8 protein-coding genes and 1 pseudogene are annotated in these 16,336 nt (G+C 70.0%); 3 read left to right on the top strand and 6 right to left on the bottom strand.

What is annotated here, in order from left to right; genetic code table 11:
* Positions 1 to 111: 111 nt before the first annotated feature.
* From addA to ASD25_RS08405, 6 genes are read right to left on the bottom strand one after another with little or no spacing between them, the layout of a single operon-like run.
* Positions 112 to 3,606, bottom strand: a complete 3,495-nt coding sequence (gene addA, locus ASD25_RS08430) for a double-strand break repair helicase AddA (RefSeq protein WP_056616219.1) — start codon at positions 3,604 to 3,606, stop codon at positions 112 to 114.
* Positions 3,603 to 6,689 carry a double-strand break repair protein AddB gene (addB, locus tag ASD25_RS08425; protein ID WP_056616217.1) on the bottom strand — a complete coding sequence of 1,029 codons (3,087 nt, stop codon included), beginning with the start codon at positions 6,687 to 6,689 and terminating at the stop codon, positions 3,603 to 3,605. The genes addA and addB overlap by 4 nt, the downstream gene beginning before the upstream one ends.
* Positions 6,686 to 7,405: an N-acetylmuramate alpha-1-phosphate uridylyltransferase MurU gene (murU, locus tag ASD25_RS08420; RefSeq protein ID WP_056616214.1), complete on the bottom strand. Its 720-nt coding sequence runs from the start codon at positions 7,403 to 7,405 to the stop codon at positions 6,686 to 6,688. Before murU ends, addB begins: the two co-directional genes overlap by 4 nt.
* Complete coding sequence (amgK, locus tag ASD25_RS08415) at positions 7,402 to 8,490, bottom strand: N-acetylmuramate/N-acetylglucosamine kinase AmgK (RefSeq protein WP_056616211.1); 1,089 nt, start codon at positions 8,488 to 8,490, stop codon at positions 7,402 to 7,404. Before amgK ends, murU begins: the two co-directional genes overlap by 4 nt.
* Positions 8,483 to 8,953 (bottom strand): tRNA (adenosine(37)-N6)-threonylcarbamoyltransferase complex ATPase subunit type 1 TsaE, encoded by a 471-nt coding sequence (gene tsaE, locus ASD25_RS08410; RefSeq protein ID WP_056616208.1) that lies wholly within the window; start codon positions 8,951 to 8,953, stop codon positions 8,483 to 8,485. Before tsaE ends, amgK begins: the two co-directional genes overlap by 8 nt.
* Positions 8,946 to 9,809 carry a GNAT family N-acetyltransferase gene (locus ASD25_RS08405; RefSeq protein ID WP_056616206.1) on the bottom strand — a complete coding sequence of 288 codons (864 nt, stop codon included), beginning with the start codon at positions 9,807 to 9,809 and terminating at the stop codon, positions 8,946 to 8,948. Before ASD25_RS08405 ends, tsaE begins: the two co-directional genes overlap by 8 nt.
* A gap of 96 nt (positions 9,810 to 9,905) precedes the next feature.
* Here ASD25_RS08405 and ASD25_RS08400 point away from each other — a divergent pair, with 96 nt between their 5' ends.
* From ASD25_RS08400 to ASD25_RS08390, 3 genes and pseudogenes are all read left to right on the top strand, one after another.
* A complete protein-coding gene (locus tag ASD25_RS08400) occupies positions 9,906 to 12,017 on the top strand; it encodes a S9 family peptidase (protein ID WP_056616203.1) in 2,112 nt (703 codons plus the stop codon).
* A 76-nt stretch (positions 12,018 to 12,093) separates the two neighbouring features.
* Positions 12,094 to 14,152 (top strand): annotated as a pseudogene (locus tag ASD25_RS08395) (prolyl oligopeptidase family serine peptidase).
* Positions 14,153 to 14,227: 75 nt separating this feature from the next.
* A complete protein-coding gene (locus tag ASD25_RS08390) occupies positions 14,228 to 16,270 on the top strand; it encodes an AsmA family protein (RefSeq protein WP_082572286.1) in 2,043 nt (680 codons plus the stop codon).
* Positions 16,271 to 16,336 lie beyond the last annotated feature (66 nt).

Genomic DNA, 16,336 nt, shown 5'->3' with positions numbered 1-16,336 from the left:
GAGAATATCCTGTCTGGCGTCGCAGGGGCGACGCGAATGATCGGACGGTCAGACTGTCTGATTCCGGCCCGGTGCCGAGGATGTGGGATGTTCCGGCGTCCAAATCAACGCCTATGGCGTCAGCGCCGCCCGCATCAGGTCTGCGGGTACGGCCATCAGCCGCGGACCGTCCGTCCAGACCAGCGCCGCCTCGACAGGCCGGTCGGGATAGAGCCGCGCCAGCACCGAGGCGTAGACCGCCATCTGCAGCACATAGGCGGGGTCGGCGTCCTCGATACGGTCGGGGGCGGGCCGGTTGGTCTTGTAGTCGACCACCAGCACCCGGTCGGGCGTCACGACCAGCCGGTCCATGCGTCCCGAGATCGGGACATCGCGCACCGATCCGGTCAGCGCGACTTCCGGACGGGAGCCGGGGCCGAACACCGGCGCGAACCGTGCGTCGTTCAGAACGCGGAACGCGGCGTCGATCATTTCGGCGCGCGCGGCGTCGTCGAGGTCCCGTTCCCGGGACAGAATGCGGCGGGCGGCGTCGGCGCGGTCGGCGGGCGTGATGTCGGGCAGGCGCTCGAGCAGGCGGTGGATCAGGTCCCCCCGCCGGAATCGACCTAGAGGCGCCCCCGGCCCGGCGGTGGTCGCCAGTGGCGAAGGCGCGGGGATGCGGGTCGTCTCCTCCATCTTCGACGGCGAGGCGAAGCGGGCGGCGTTGTCCGGCGCGGGCGGGGTGCGCGCCCACGACGGAACCGTTGTCGGCGCCGGACGGGCGATGGCGCCAGCCGCAAGCATCTCCGGATCGACACCGAAGCGAAGCACGCCGTCGCCGATGTCGCGGATGTTCAGCGGTTCGTCATCGCCCAGCCGCCGGAAGGTTTCGGCGATGACGCTCCACCAGCTGCCCGCCTCGAAGCCCTCCTCGGGCCGCCGGGTCGCGCGGCCCATGATCACCAGACGGTCGCGGGCGCGGGTCAGGGCGACATAGAGCAGGCGCAGGGTCTCGGCGTCGGTGCGGGCTACGCGAGCCTCGCGCGCCGCCTTTGAGGCGGGGCAGTCGTCTCTGGCCGAGCCGGGGCACATCAGCCAGCCCTCGCCCTCCTCGCCGTCGTCGGTCGCAGACGGCATCAGGGTCGGGCCCTGCGGCTTGGCGCGCGAGGTCGTGTCGGGAAGGATGACGATGGGCGCCTCGAGACCCTTGGCTCCATGCACGGTCATGACCCGCACTTCGTTGCGGGCCCCTTCCATCTCGCGCTTCACCTCGACATCGGCGGCTTCCAGCAGGGCGACGCAGGTCTCCAGATCGACCCCGCCGCGGTCCTCGGCGGCCAGGACCTGGGCGAGGGTTTCGTCGATCGCCTCCTCAGCCTCGCGGCCCAGTCGGGCGAGAATGCGGGCGCGGCCCGAGACGCCCGTCTCGTCGATCCGGTTCAGCAGGCTGGAGAAGAAGGCGAAGGGGTCACGGTCGCGGGCCTCCAGCGCGGCCTGGACGAAGTCGCGGGCGCGGCGCCACTGCGGCTGTTCGCCGGCGCGTTGTTGCAGTTCGCGCCAGAGCGACCGGCCTGCGCGGCCCTCCTTGTCGGCCAGCGGATACAGGCTGTGGGCGTCGCCGAAATCTGTGATGTCGCAGAAGGGGCTGCGCAGCACTTCGGCCAGTGACAGGTCGTCATCGGGATAGAGGGCGAAGCGGGCGACGGCGATCAGGTCGTCGAAGACGATATGGCTGCTCAGCTTCAGCCGGTCGGCGCCGGCGACGGGAACGGCCTCCGCCTTGAGGGCGCGGATGATCTCCTCGAACAGGGCGTCGCGGCGGCGGACCAGAACGAGGAAGTCGCCCCAGCGGGCGGGGCGCATCCCGCCGGGCGCGTCGCGGTCATGGACGGCGCTTCCGGCCTCGACCTGTTTGCGGATGTCGCGGGCCATCGCCTGGGCCAGCTGTTTGCGGCCGCTGCGGGCGTCCTCCTTGTCGACCGGAGCGTTCCAGGCCTCGCGGTCCGGCGTGACGGGATCGTGGAACAGGGGCCACAGATCGACCGAGCCGTGCTGACCGACGCGGGCCGGATGGTGGGTCGGGATGTCGCCCAGCTGGCCGACAAGGGCGCGGGTCCGCTCCGGCCCCTCAAAGGCCGCGTCGACAAAGGCCAGCACTTCTTCCGTCGAGCGGAAGGAGGTGTCCAGCGGCACCTCCTCGAACGGACGACCTGCGCCGCGGGCCAGCGCCTCATAGGCCTGCGCCTCCTGCCGCAGCCTTTCTGGTCGCGCGCCCTGGAAGGAGTAGATCGACTGTTTCTCGTCGCCCACCGCGAAGACGGTGCGCGGGATGCGCGGCGTCTCGCCCCGGCGGGCGGCGCCCTCGCCCGAGAAGAACTCCTCGGTCAGGGCCTTGAAGATGGCCCACTGGTCGGGGGCGGTGTCCTGGGCTTCGTCGACGAGCACGTGCTCGATGCCGCCGTCCAGCTTGAACAGGACCCAGGCGGCGGTCGCGCGTTGGGTCAGCAGCTCGACCGTGCGGACCACGAGGTCGGAGAAGTCCAGCGCGCCCTGCCGCGCCTTGGCGGTCTCGTAGAAGGCGGCGTGGGCGTGGGCGAGCGTCAGCGCCTTGACCGTATCATCGGCGACCCTGGCCGCGCGCATGCGGTCGAGGACGGCGCAGTATTTGAGCGAGACGGAGTCGAGATAGCCAGCCGCCGCGGCCGGCGCACTCTTGGTGCCGAATTTCGTCCGCGCCTCGCCCTTCGAGTCGATGAAGAGGGCCTTCATGGCGGCGAGGCTGGAGTGGGGCGGGACCGCCTCGCGCATCTGGTGGGCGATCTTCTGGTCGTTGGCCGAGCCGGTGGCGAAGCCATCGGCGGCGGCGCGCCAGTCGGCGGGGTCGAGCCATTCGAGGAAACCGGTCTCGATGGCCGCGGGCGTATCGTCTTCCGAAACCCCGGCGAGGATGTGCGGACCCGGCGCGGCGCCCGAGGTCCAGCGCTCGACATAGGCGACCAGCTTGCCGCGCTCGGCCTCGATCATGGCCAGCAGGGCGTGGAAGGATTTCCAGTCCAGCTCGACCGCGAAATGGGCGTAGGCGGCGCCCAGCCGGCCGTCGGGATCGGCGAGCGCCGCGCGGGCCAGATCCTCGCGCGCTGCGTGCGACAGGGCCACCGCCGCCTCGTTCTCCAGCACCTTGAAGGCGGGCGAGACGCCGGCCTCGATGGGGAAGCGGCGGAGCAGTTTTTCGCAGAAGGCGTGGATGGTCTGGATCTTCAGTCCGCCGGGCGTCTCCAGCGCGCGGGCGAACAGGCGACGGGCCTCCTTAAGGTCGCCAGGGTTCAGGGCGGCGGGATCGCGGCCGTCCAGCCGGGCCAGATCACGCGACAGGTCGGCGTCGTCCATCACGGCCCAGCGGCCCAGTTTGTCGAACAGCCGGGCCTGCATCTCGGCGGCGGCGGCCTTGGTGTAGGTGACGCACAGGATCTCGCCGGGCGGAGCCTTCTGCAGCAGCAGCCGGGCCACGCGGTCGACCAATGTCGTGGTCTTGCCCGAGCCGGCGTTGGCGGTGACGAAGACTGACCGGCCGGGATCGGCGGCGGCGGTCTGGTGGGCGCGGGCCTGTTCGAGGGGGGACAGGGTCATTCCGGCGCCTCGTCCTCGCCGCCGACAACGTGCCATTCCCAGACGCGGGCCAGATGGTCGTAGTTGCCGCCGAAATTGCCCATGAACTGCGGCGCGGCCCAAGAGACATAGGGTTTCGATTCCTCGTCAAAGGCGGCGACGCCGTCGACCAGCCGGGTCAGTTCGCGTTCGGCCAGCTGGTCAGCGGTCAGGGGCTGGTTGCGCGTTACCTTGCCGACGTCGACAGCCTCGCCGGGCGTCTTGCGGCCCGTGACCTTGACGTAGAGCAGTTCCGAGGCGGGCGTCGGCGGCGCGCCGGGGAAACCACCCTCCGCGAGGATGGCGGCGGTCAGGGTCAGCTGGGGCGCGAAGCCCTGGGCCACCTGTTTCGCGCTGGGCGTGGAGCCGGTCTTGAAGTCGATGACGGCCGCGCCCGTGGCGTCCAGTTCGATCCGGTCGGCCTTGGCGGTCAGGGTGAAGGGACCGGCTGGCGCGCCGAAGGTCATCTGGCCCGTCTGTTCGATCAGCAGGGTCGCGCCGCGAGACCGGCGCTCGCGCTCCCAGCTGGCCAGCCAGACGGCGCAGTTGCGCGCCAGCGGCGTTTCCCGGGCCATGGCGTGGTCCTCGAAGCCGGCGGCATCCAGCTCCTCGCGCAGGAAGGTCTCGATCTGATCGGCGCAGTCGTCGGGCAGGGCGTCGGGCCAGCTGACGACGACGCGCTCGATGGCGCGGTGGACAGCGTTGCCTCGCGCCATGGCCTCGGCAGAGGCGCCGGGCCGGTCCAGCTTCTGCAGGCCGAGAATGCGTTGGGCGTAGACTGCGTAGGGATCACGGACCCAGCGTTCGACGCCCGTGACCGGCAGCTGGCGCGGGCGGCGGCGGACGGGGGGTGTCGGAGCCGGGCGCCGCTCGTAACGCGGCGGTCCCGGTGGCGGGACATCCAGCGCGCGGGCAGTATCGACCGAGGCGGAGGGGCGTTCCAGCACGATGGGCGTCGTCGGGGCGTTAGCGCCGCGGGTCAGCATCTCCAGCCGCCACAGCCAGCGCGACTTGACCGCGGGCTGACCCCCCCGACGTTCGGAATGGACCAGTATGGCCTCGTCGGCGCAGGCGGCCTGGACGAAGTCCTGGGCGGTCTGGCCGAGCCGCCGCTCGGGCGGCGGCAGGCCCAGGGTCTGGCGCATGGGGCGTGACAGGAAGGGATCGGTCGGCGCTGCGTTGGGCCAGACGCCCTCTTCCAGCCCGGCCAGGATCATCCGGTCGGCCCGCACCAGCCGGGCCTCGATGGCGCCGAGGATGCGCAGGCGCGGCTGGGTGGCCCCACCGGTGCGCACCGTCTCCTCGGTCAGCAGGCCGCGCACCAGATCGGTGAACTCGGCGCGCGACACGGCGCCCAGCGACGCCCCGCCCTCGATCAAACCCGACAGGAGGGAAGCGGCCGCCTCGCCGTCAGGTCCGGCCCAGGCGTTCTGACCGGCCAAGGCCTCGATCAGTTCGGTCAGGGTCCGGGCAGCGGCGTCCAGCGGCGCCTCGGGCGCGAAGGGCGAGAGCGCGGCGGCGGACAGGGCCTCCAGCCGATCGACCAGAGCTCCGGCGGCGGTCAGGCGGGCGCGGCTTCCCTCGGACGGGACCTTGCCGTCGTCGCGGGGTTCGCCCGCCTTCAGAAGGGCGCGGCGCAGCCGGCTCCAGTCGCGATGGCGGGGACCGCGCAGGGCGTGGTGTTCGAGGGCGCGCAGGGCGAGGGCTCCGTCGGTCTCGCCGAGGTCGACCCGGACCAGCGGATGTTTCAGCAGGCCCAGCAGGGCATGGGGATCCAGCGGCGTCGCCATGAAGCGGACCGCAAGATCCACCAGCCGCCCAGCATCCATGCGCGAAAGCGGCTGACCGGAGGAGACGTCGGCGGCGACGCCCCAGCGTTCCAGCCGGGCGGCGACGCGCCGGCCGAGGGCGAGGTCGGGCGTGACGAGGGCGCAGGTCCGGCCCGGCGTCTCCAGCGTCTCTCGCATCATCAGGGCGAGGGCGGAGGCGGCGTCTTCCTCGGCGCGGACGGTGACGACGGACAGACCCTCCAGCCCTTGGGCGATGGGGTCAGCGGACTGTGTGCTGAAGGCGTCTTTACGCAGGGCGCCGATGACCGTGCGCCAGTCATCGGTGGCGTCGGCGGGCCGCAGGGCCTCGTTGATCAGCCGCTGGCGCGCGCGGCCGCGCGCTTCGGCGACCGCGTCCTCGGCGGGGCGGAACCACGGCCGGACGGCCTCGCGCCCGGCGCGCTTGTTCAGAAGCCGCCACAGGGCGTTCTGCGGATGTTGTTCGTTGTCGCCCAGCGTGTCCCAGACGGTCGGGTCCAGATCTCGGTCGAGGCCGGGCAGCACCACACAGCCGCGCGGCGCGGCGGCGACGGCGGCCAGCACATCGGCGGCGGCGGGGGCGGTGCCGGTCGAGCCGGCGGCGATGACGGTCTGGGTCGGCGGCCGCTCGGTCCAGGCCGTCGCCAGCAGGCGCAGCAGCCGGGCGCGTCGCCACGCCGGATCGACCAGCCCCATGGCCTCCAGCCGCTTCGGCCAGGCCTCGACCGCGAGGGCGAGGAATTCAGCGGACTCGCGCCAGTGTTCGGCCAGATCGCCTTCGACCAGCGTGGCGACCTTATGCAGGTCCCCGATCTCTTCCAGCTGGCAGGAATCGAGGAAGCCGCCGAGCGCATCCGCCATCTCCAGCGCGCGCAACGGCGACAGGCCGGGACGGAAGTCCTCGACGATCATCCGCGCCATCTCGAAGCGGCGCATCAGGGGGGCGATGGCGGGCGGCAGGTCGAGACCGAGTTCGCCGGGGGCGAACGGCGGCTCATCCTCCTCCAGATCGCCGAGCGGTCGGACCTGCGGCAGCAGCAGCGGCCGGCCCCCCGCCTGTTTCGACAGGGCGGTGGTGAAGGCGCGGGCGGCGCGTCGGTTGGGCAGCAGGATGACGGCGTCGGACAGCGCCTCGGGCGGATGATCGCCCAGCCAGTCCAGAACCCCGGCGGCCAGATCCTCGAGGAAGGGCCGGCGCGCCTCGATGGCGTACCAGCGCGGGCCAATCGGTTCGAAGGGATCGAAACGGCTGCTCATTCCCCCGCCAGTTTCGCCTCGGCCTCGTCGCGCGCCTGTGGGTCGCCGACGTGCATCCAGTCGCCGTCCAGCACGCAGCCGTACAGGCGTCCGGCGGCGGCGGAGCGACGCCAGAGGTCAGCCAGCGAGAAGGGTCCGTCGGGGCCGTCCGCCACATAGTCGGGCCGGCAGATGTGGACGCCCATATAGGCGACGGGCGCTTCCGTGGCGTCGCCGCGGAAGGTCAGCCGGCCGTCATCGGCGAGGAAGAAATCGCCGTCGCCCTCAAAACCGATCGAGCCCTCGCGTCTCGCGAGAAGAAGCGCGGCATCCATGATTGACGGATTCCACAACCGGGCGAGTTGATTCAGCGCATCGCCCTTCGGGTCGGTCCAGACGCTGTCGATATTGGCGACGAAGACCGGGTCGGACCCGAGGAGGGCCGCGGCCTTCTTGAGTCCGCCCCCGGTTTCCAGCAGTTCGGTGCGTTCGTCGGAGATGACGATCTCCGGCCCGCGCCCGCGCGCCGCCAGATGGCTCTCCAGCCGGTCGGCGAACCAGTGGACATTGACCACCGCCCGCTCGACGCCCGCCTCGGCCAGCCGGTCCAGCACGTGATCGATCAGGGCCCGTCCGCCGACCTCGACGAGGGCCTTGGGCCGGTCGTCGGTCAGGGGGCGCATGCGGGTGCCGAGGCCCGCGGCCAGAACCATGGCGGTCTTCGGGACGGCGGTCATGCGCGCAGTCCTGCCGGGACGTGGCGATCGAACCAGGCCGCGACGGTCTCCATCCCGGGCTTGCCCAGATTGGCGTTCAGATGGGCCCAGACGCGCGGCATGAAGGCGGCGTAGCGGGGCTTGCCGTCGCGCGAGATCAGCCGGGCGAAGACGCCCAGAATGCGGGCCTCATTGAGGGCGGCGAGGGCGTGGTAGTCGCGGCGGTAGGTCTCGCGATCGACCATCATGACCTCGCAATAGTGGTTGAAGCAGACCGCCTCCAGTTCCGGGGGCACGTCGCGGCGGGCGTCCTGCAGCAGGGAGTGCAGGTCCCAGACGGGGTGAGCCAGAACCGCGTCCTGGAAATCGATCATGCCGACCCGGCGCTGATACGTCCGGTCGGGAAGCCAGATCAGGTTTTCGGCGTGATAGTCGCGGTGCGCCGTCACCCAGGCCTTCTCTTCGCCCATGGCCGCGACCGGCGCCCAAACGGCCTGCCATTCGTCGATCGCCGCGGGACCGAAGTCGAGTTCCGGGTGCAGTTTCGGCATCCACTGGACGAACAGGTCCGCGCCGCCCTGCAGCGCGACCGCGTCATATTTGAGCAGGGGCCAGCCGCCCCCCGGGCCGGGCATGACGTCGGGCAGGAGTCCGGCCAGATGCAGCCTCGCCAGCGCGTCCACAGCCGCGAGGTACAGCGGGGCCTGCGGTTCTCCCTCGTCGATGACGCGGGCGAACAGGTCGTCGCCGAAGTCCTCGATCACGGCCAGTCCGTTCTCGACATCCACGGCGATGATGTCAGGCGTCGAGAGGCCGGCGTGGCGCAGGTGGTCGGCGACGGCGGCGAAGGCCTCGATCCGGCCAGCTGACAGGCGGGCGACGGCGTTCCAGCCGGCCGCGTGGCGCTGGGCCGGCGTCCAGCCGGGGTCACAGGGCTGGGACTCCGCGGCGGGAGCCTGATCCATCAGCATCAGGGTCGCGCCGGCCGGCGTGGTCAGCCGCTCGTAGCGTCGCGTCGAGGCGTCGCCGGGCAGGGGCGTCCGCACAGCCTCGGCCAGGCCGGCGGACCTCAGGAAGGCGAGACGGAGGTGTTCGCGGTCAGACATGGAGGTCCTTCAGTTTCGTCTCCCATGCGCCTGTGCCGGACAGTGTCGCAACCCGGCCCTCGTCCTGTTCGGCGAGGGTGACGGTCAGGATGTCGGGGCCCAGCCAGCGGGCCGGATCGGCGCCCAGACGCTCGGGCCATTCGATGATGGCGCAGCCGTCGTCCAGCGCCTCGTCCAGTCCGATCTCCGCGGCCTCTTCGGGCCGGGTCAGGCGATAGAGGTCGAAATGGGCGACCGGGGGATCACCCTCGTAGAACTGGACGAGGGTGAAGGTCGGGGAGGGCACGTCCTCGTCGGGCCGCGTCAGGGCCCGGATCAGGCCGCGGGCCAGTGTCGACTTGCCCATGCCCAGCGGCCCGTACAGCAGCACCGTCTCGCCGCGCTCCAGCCGCCGGGCGACGGCGCCACCGAGGCGAGCGGTGGCGTCGGCGTCGGGCAGAGACAGGGGAACCGCGTCAGGCAAAGTCGGCGTCCGGCTGGCTGGGCAGGACCCGCTCGGTGAAGGCCTTCAGGCCATAGGTCGCCTTGACCGCGTCGATGTCGAGCCGGGTCGGCGGCACCGGCTTGCCGACCTTCAGCTGGAAGGCCTTGCGGCGCTTGTTCAGCAGTTCGTGGAACAGGGTGATGTCCCTTAGCTCCGGCGAGATCCGGTCGAAAAAGTGGAACAGGCGCGAGGTAGGGCCGGCGACATGGATCGGCACGATGGGCGCGTCATATTTGCGCGCCAGCGAGGCGGCGGTGGGGGCCCATTCGGGATCGGTGACCGAACCGTCCTTCGCCACCCGCGCCAGCCGTCCGGCCGGAAACATGACGATGCAGCGCTCGGCCTCGAACGCCTCCTTCGCGGCCAGAAGGGTGGCCCGGGTCTTTTCGCGGGTGCGTTTGTCGACGACCCATTCGACCGGGATGACGGCCTCACCCAGCCGGGGCGAGACCCGCAGGGCGTCGGCATTGGCGAAGAAGACGGCGTCGGGGCGGCGGCTGCGGATGGCGTCAAAGACGGCGATTCCGTCGGCGATGCCGGTCGGATGATTGGCCACGACGACGCAGCGGCCCGTGGCCGGAATCCGCTCCGGGTTCATCACCGCGACCTTCAGGTCCAGCAGGTCGCTCATATAGTCGAGGGCGCCGGCGCCCGAGAGCGGCTTTACAGCATCCGCCATGCGCACCGCGGCGCGGTAGTTGAGCAGCTTGTAGAGGATCGGCCGGACCAGCGGCCAGGCGAGGGATGCGGTCAGACGCGGCGCGCGCTCGGCGATCAGCACGTCGCAGACGTGCGGTTCCCGGCGGGTCGGCGTGAGGGCGACGGTCTCGGTCATTCGACGCCGGTTGTCGCCGCTCGCGGCCCGCTCGGCAAGCGGCTTGGCGGGACCGGCGGGCGTGTTAAGTCTGGCGCAGGCGTTCAGGGGATGAAGATGGCGGTCAGGTCGGGACTTCGGGTCGGCGCGGCGGCGCTGTTGTGGCTGGCGGGCGCGGCGGGGGCGCTGGCCCAGACCGCCGCGCCAGCGCCGGCGGCGACGCCGTCCGCGCCTGTGGTCGCGCCGACGGCGGAGGGCGGCCTCAGCCTGGACCAGCTGGCCATGATGGAGCGAGTGGCTGATCCCCGCCTGTCGCCCGATGGGTCGCGGGTTCTCTACACCGTCCGAACCACCGACTGGGGCGGCAACAGGGGTGTCAGCGCCGCCTGGGTGATCGAGGCTGACGGGACCAGCCGCCGTCTGGCGGCCTCGGACGGCGGCGTGTCGAGCGCGCGCTGGAGCCCTGACGGGCAGGCGATCTATTTCCTGTCATCGCGCGGCGGCTCCAGCCAGGTCTGGCGCATGGACCGCGACGGCCGGGCGGCGGTGCAGGTGACGACCCTGCCGCTCGACATCACCGCCTTCCGCATGACGCCGGACGGACGAATGCTGGTCGTGGCGCTGCCGGTTTTCGTGGACTGCGGAACCCTCGCCTGCACCAGCGACCGGCTGAAGGCGCAGGGGGCGGCGGTTTCGACGGTGCGGACCTATGACCGGCTGCCGCTGCGCCCGTGGGACAGCTGGAACGACGTGCGGCGCAGCCATCTGTTCGCCCTGCCGCTGAACGCCTCGGGTCTGGCGGCGGGCGAGCCGCGCGACCTGATGGCGGGCGTGGACGGCGACACCCCGGCGCGACCGCTGGGCGACGACAGCGAGTTCGTCATCTCGCCGGACGGGCGGCGCGTGGTGTTCTCGACCCAGATGCAGGGCCGTGAGGAAGCCTTCACCAACGACCTTGATCTCTACAGCGCCTCGATGGACGGCGGACCGGCGGTCAATCTGACGGACGGCAATCCGGCGCCCGACAGCAATGCGGTCTTCTCTCCGAACGGACGCCAGCTGGCCTGGCTGGCGGGGCGGCGCGAGAATGTGTTCGGCGATCAGGCCGTGGTCATGGTCGGAAACGCCGACGGCTCGAACGCCCGGGCCCTGACGCCTGACTGGGACCGCGGCCCCGGCGCCCTGCGCTGGCGTTCCGACGGGCGGGCGCTCTACGCTGTCGCGGCCGAGAACGGCCAGCAGAAGCTGTTCGAGATCGACGCCCGGACGGGCGCGGTGCACGCGGTGACGGAAGAAGGCACGGTCTCGGCCTATGACGAGACGCGCGGCCGGCTGGTATTGTCGCAGGAAGGCTTCGGCGGCCCCGCGCAGATCGTCGACGCCGCGGGCAAGGAACTGCAGGTTCTGACCCGGCATAATGTCGAGGCCCTGGCCGGAACCGATCTGCCCGAGGGCGAGAGCTTCAGCTTCTCCGGCTGGAACGGCGAGGCCGTGCAGGGCTGGGTGTTCAAGCCGACCGGCTATGTCGAGGGACGGCGCTATCCGGCCGTCTATCTGATCCACGGCGGGCCCAAGTCGCCATGGACCGACGGCTGGAGCTATCGCTGGAACCCGCAGATCTACACGGGCGCCGGCTATGCGGTGGTGATGGTCAATTTCCATGGGTCGCCGGGCTTCGGTCAGGCCTTTACAGACGCCATCAACGACCACTGGGGCGACCGTCCGCTGGAGGATCTGCAGAAGGGCTGGGCGGAGGCGCTGTCAGCCAACCCCTTCATCGACGGCGACCGGGCCTGCGCGCTCGGCGCCTCCTACGGCGGCTATATGGTCAATATGATCGCCGGCAAGTGGAACGGGCCGTGGCGCTGTCTGGTCAATCACGCCGGGGTGTTCGACGTCGGCCAGCTGATGAACGCCATGGACATCGCCACCTTCGTCGCCGAGTTCGGCGGCCCGTCGTGGGAACGGGCCGACCTTTATCGCGACTTCAGCCCGAACACCTTTGTGGGCGACTGGTCGAAGCCGATGCTGGTGCTGCACGGCTCGCGCGATTTCCGGGTGCCGGTGGAGCAGGGGCTGGGGACGTTCTCGGCCCTGCAGCGGCGCGGGATCGAGAGCCGCTTCGTCCATGTGCCGGACGAGAACCACTGGGTGCTGAAGCCGCGGAACTGGATCGACTGGCAGCAGGAGATCCTGAACTGGACAGCGGATCACACCGCCGCCCGCTGACCTGCTTCCGCCCTTCGTCGCGCGGTGCTACGCCAGCGACCGAGATTGACGACAAAGTCACCGAGGAAACCGTCCCATGCGTCACCGTTCCCTGCTTGCCGGCGCCAGCGCCGCCCTGGCCCTGTTCGCGGCCGTTCCCGCCCTGGCCGAGGCGCCCCCGGCGCAGGCGACTGACGCCTTCGACTACAAGGACATGATCTCGGCCAACCGGCTGGCCGATCCGCAGGTGTCGCCGGACGGGCGCTGGGTCGTTTACGCCGTGACCACGACGGACGTCGCCGCCAATCGCCGCGCCGGCTCGCTGTACATCATGGACCTGCGCGACGGCGGAGAAGGCCGCAGGCTGGCGATCAGCGAGGGCGGCGCCAACACCGCACGCTGGGGTTCGGACGGCAAACTGTACTTCCTGTCGGGCCGTTCCGGGAACAGCCAGGTCTGGCGCGCCAACGCCGACGGGACGGGCCCCGTGCAAGTCACCGACCTGCCGCTGGACGTCAACGCCTACCGGCTGAGCCCGGGCGCGGACAAGGTCGCCGTGTCGCTGGCCGTCTTCCCCGAATGCGGCGACATCGCCTGCACCGTGGACCGCGCCAAGTCGGTCGCTGACGATCCCTCGACCGGCCAGGTCTATGACCGCATGTTCGTGCGCCACTGGGACACCTGGGCGGACGGCACCCAGAACCACCTGTTTGTCCAGTCGATCGGCGCCAACGGCCGCGCCACGGGGACGCCGGTCCACGTCACCAAAGGCTTCGACGGCGACACCCCCTCCAAGCCGTTCGGCGACGAGAGTGAATTCACCTTCGCCCCGGACGGTCAGTCGATCGTCTTCTCGGCCCGCCTCGCCGGCAAGAGCGAGCCGTGGAGCACCAATTTCGACCTGTGGCGCACCAACGGCCTGTCAGGCGACGGCACGTTCGAGAACCTGACAGACGCCAACGACGCCTGGGACACCGGCCCCGTCTTCTCGCCGGACGGCCGCACGATGGCGTATCGCGCCATGGCCCGCCCGGGCTTTGAGGCCGACAAATACGCCATCTTCCTGCGCGACGTCGCCACGGGCCAGACGCGCCAGATCGCGGCCAATTGGGATCGCTCCGCCGACAGCCTGCAGTGGTCGCGGGACGGAAACACCGTCTATGTAACCGCCGGCGATATCGGTCAGACGCGCATCTTCGCCGTCGACACGCGCAACGGCGCGGTCACCCCGGTCACGGGACCGGGACACGTCTCGGCCTTCGCCCAGACGCCGTCGGGCTTCGTCTACGCCCAGGACACGCTGACCCGTCCCAGCGAGCTGTTCGTCAAAACCTTCCGCGGCCGCGAGATGCCGCGGCAGATCACCAATGTGAACCCGCAGCTGGACAGCCAGACCTTCGGCGAAGCCGAGCAGTTCAGCTTCGCGGGCTGGAACGGCGAAACCGTCTACGGCCATGTCATCAAGCCGGCCAACTATGTCGAGGGACAGAAATATCCGGTCGCCTTCCTGATCCACGGCGGACCCCAGGGTTCGTTCGGCAATGGCTGGTCCTACCGCTGGAATCCCGAGACCTACGTTCCACGGCTCGACCGGCTACGGCCAGGCCTTCACCGACTCGATCAGCCAGCACTGGGGCGACCGCCCGCTGGAAGACCTGCAGAAGGGCTGGGCCGCCGCTCAGGAGCGCTACAGCTTCCTCGACGGCGACAACGCCTGCGCCCTCGGGGCCTCGTACGGCGGCTATATGATCAACTGGATCGCCGGCAAATGGGCCGATGAGTTCAAATGCCTGGTCAATCACGACGGCGTCTTCGACATCCGCGGCATGGCCTATGGCACCGAGGAGCTGTGGTTCACCGAGTGGGAATACGGCGGCACCCACTACGACAACCCGCGCGGCTACGAGGCCTTCAACCCCGTCCACCACGTCGACCAGTGGAAGACTCCGATGCTGGTGGTGCAGGGCGACCTGGACTTCCGCATCCCGACCTCGCAGGGTCTGTCGACCTTCACCGCTCTGCAGCGCCGCGGCGTCGAAAGCCGTCTGTTGTTCTTCCCGAACGAGAACCACTGGGTGCTGAAGCCGGCCAATAGCCTGCAATGGCACAATGAGGTGTTCGGCTGGCTGGACAAATATCTGAAGCCCGCGCCGTAAAAACCCTCGATCCGGACTCCGTCTGAGCCTTTCCGCCGCTTCGCGCGTTGTGGGTGGTTCGACGGAGTACCGCGTGTGTCCAACCCCTTGAAAGACCATCCGAACTGGCTGGTGGTGCGTGACCGTGCCCTGGTTCCGGCGGGCGCGTGGGCGAAAGACCGGCGCGACTGGATCCGGACCAATGACGCCGTCTATACCAGCTTCCGCCGCCCCGGCCGGCCTGAGCAGATCGCCGCCACGGTCACCCTGCTGCTGATCGCTGCGGTGGTCGTCTTCCTGATGCTGTTCGAGTGGAACTGGCTGAGAGGACCGATCGGCCGCTGGGCCTCGGCGAAATACGACCGGGAGATCGTGCTGCAGGGCGATCTGGACGTGAAGCTGTTCAGCTGGACGCCGTCGGCCCACATCCGCGGCGTGCGCGTCGGCGGGCCGGACTGGGCGAAGGAAAAGGACACGCTCGTCGTTCCCGACGCCCTGGCCTCGGTGCGCTTCCTGCCGCTGCTCTCAGGCCAGGTCGAGATGCCGCTTGTGCAAATCACCCGCCCCGAGGTCGTGCTGATCTCGACCGCAGACGGCCGCAGAAGCTGGGTGCTGGACCCGGACAAGCCCGACACCGGCCCGATGAAGCTGCCGCCGATCAACAATCTGGTTATCCGCGACGGCAAGGTGTTTCTGGACGAGCAGGGCCGCAAGATCCGGCTGAACGCGACCGTCAACGCCCGCGAAGGCACGGATGGAACGGCCGGCTTCCATCTGGACGGCCAGGGCACCATCAACGGCACGCCCCTGACCCTGTCGGTGCGCGGCGGGCCCTTCATCAATATCAAGCGCGACCAGCCCTACGGCTTCAAGGCCGAGCTGTCCGGCGTCGGTTCGACCCTCGTCGCGGACGGTTCGATCACGCGGCCGTTCGATCTGGGCCAGTTCACCTCGACCCTCAGCCTGCGCGGCCGCGACCTGGCCGACCTCTATCTGCTGACCGGAATCACCACGCCCAACACGCCTCCGTACCGGCTCAGCGGCAAGCTTACGCGCAACGAAAACGTCTTCACCTTCAACGACTTCAGCGGCCGGGTCGGATCCTCCGACCTGTCGGGCGACCTCACTGTCGACAAGGTCGGCGACCGCCGCCGGGTTCAGGCGCAACTCTACTCCCGCCTGCTGGACCTCGATGACCTGGCCTCGGTGCTGGGCGGCGCGCCGCGCGTCACCGCATCGGGCGATACGGTGGTGACCTCCGGCGCGCCGGGCCGGCTGCTGCCGGACGCCCCGCTGAACGTCGAACGTCTGCGGGTCATGGACGGCACGCTGACCTATCGCGCCGGTCAGGTGAAGCGCAACGAACTGGACGTACGCCGGGTCAATCTGGGCGCCCAGCTCAAGGACGGGATCCTGAATCTCGACCCTGTCGCCTTCGACTTCAATCGCGGCGAGCTGGACGGAACAGCGCGCATCAACGCCACTAAAAAGATTCCCTATTCGACCGTCGACTTCCGTCTGCGCGGCTACCCGCTGGAGTCCATCATCCCGGCGCGCAACGGCGCGCCGACCGTCACCGGACGCGCCATCGGACGGGCGAAGCTGGAAGGCTCGGGCGCCTCGATCCACGATTTCGCGGGTAACTCCAAGGGCACGCTCAGCCTGGTCGTGCCGCAGGGTCAGATGCGCGCCGCCTTCGCCGAGCTGCTGGGCATCAATGTCACCGCCGGTCTGGGCAAGCTGCTGTCCGGCGACACCGGGACGTCGGAAATCCGCTGCGCTGTGGCTGATTTCACGGTCAGCGGCGGGACGGCCACGGCCCGGACCTTTGTCATCGACACCACGCCTGTGCTGGCCAAGGGGACAGGCACGATCGATCTCGGCGCCGAGACCATGAACCTCCGCATCGACGGCGAGACCAAGTCGCCGCGTCTGATCCGCCTTTGGTCGCCGATTACGATCAGCGGTCCGCTGACGGCGCCGAAGATCGGCATCGACAGTGCGGCGGTCGCCGGGCAGGTCGGTCTGGGCGCTGTGCTGGGCGCCCTGGTCAACCCGCTGGTGGCCCTGTTGCCCTTCGTCGATCCGGGTCTGGCCAAGGACGCCAACTGCGGGGCCCTGATCTCCGGCGCACGATAAGTCCGCGCCCGGTTGAGCCGGATCGGCCTTCTGTGCGTATCTGGACAGGTCTCCGTCTGATTTCAG

The sequence above is a fragment of the Brevundimonas sp. Root1423 genome (assembly GCF_001426805.1).
The sequence above is the reverse complement of the archived record's forward strand: the minus strand, read 5'-3'. Positions and strand labels throughout refer to the sequence as shown.

What these genes read in the sequence shown, in the direction of transcription:
- addA (WP_056616219.1), bottom strand. Translation starts at nt 3,606, where the DNA reads ATGACCCTGTCCCCCCTCGAACAGGCCCGCGCCCACCAGACCGCCGCC.
- addB (WP_056616217.1), bottom strand. Translation starts at nt 6,689, where the DNA reads ATGAGCAGCCGTTTCGATCCCTTCGAACCGATTGGCCCGCGCTGGTAC.
- murU (WP_056616214.1), bottom strand. Translation starts at nt 7,405, where the DNA reads ATGACCGCCGTCCCGAAGACCGCCATGGTTCTGGCCGCGGGCCTCGGC.
- amgK (WP_056616211.1), bottom strand. Translation starts at nt 8,490, where the DNA reads ATGTCTGACCGCGAACACCTCCGTCTCGCCTTCCTGAGGTCCGCCGGC.
- ASD25_RS08405 (WP_056616206.1), bottom strand. Translation starts at nt 9,809, where the DNA reads ATGACCGAGACCGTCGCCCTCACGCCGACCCGCCGGGAACCGCACGTC.
- ASD25_RS08400 (WP_056616203.1), top strand. Translation starts at nt 9,906, where the DNA reads ATGGCGGTCAGGTCGGGACTTCGGGTCGGCGCGGCGGCGCTGTTGTGG.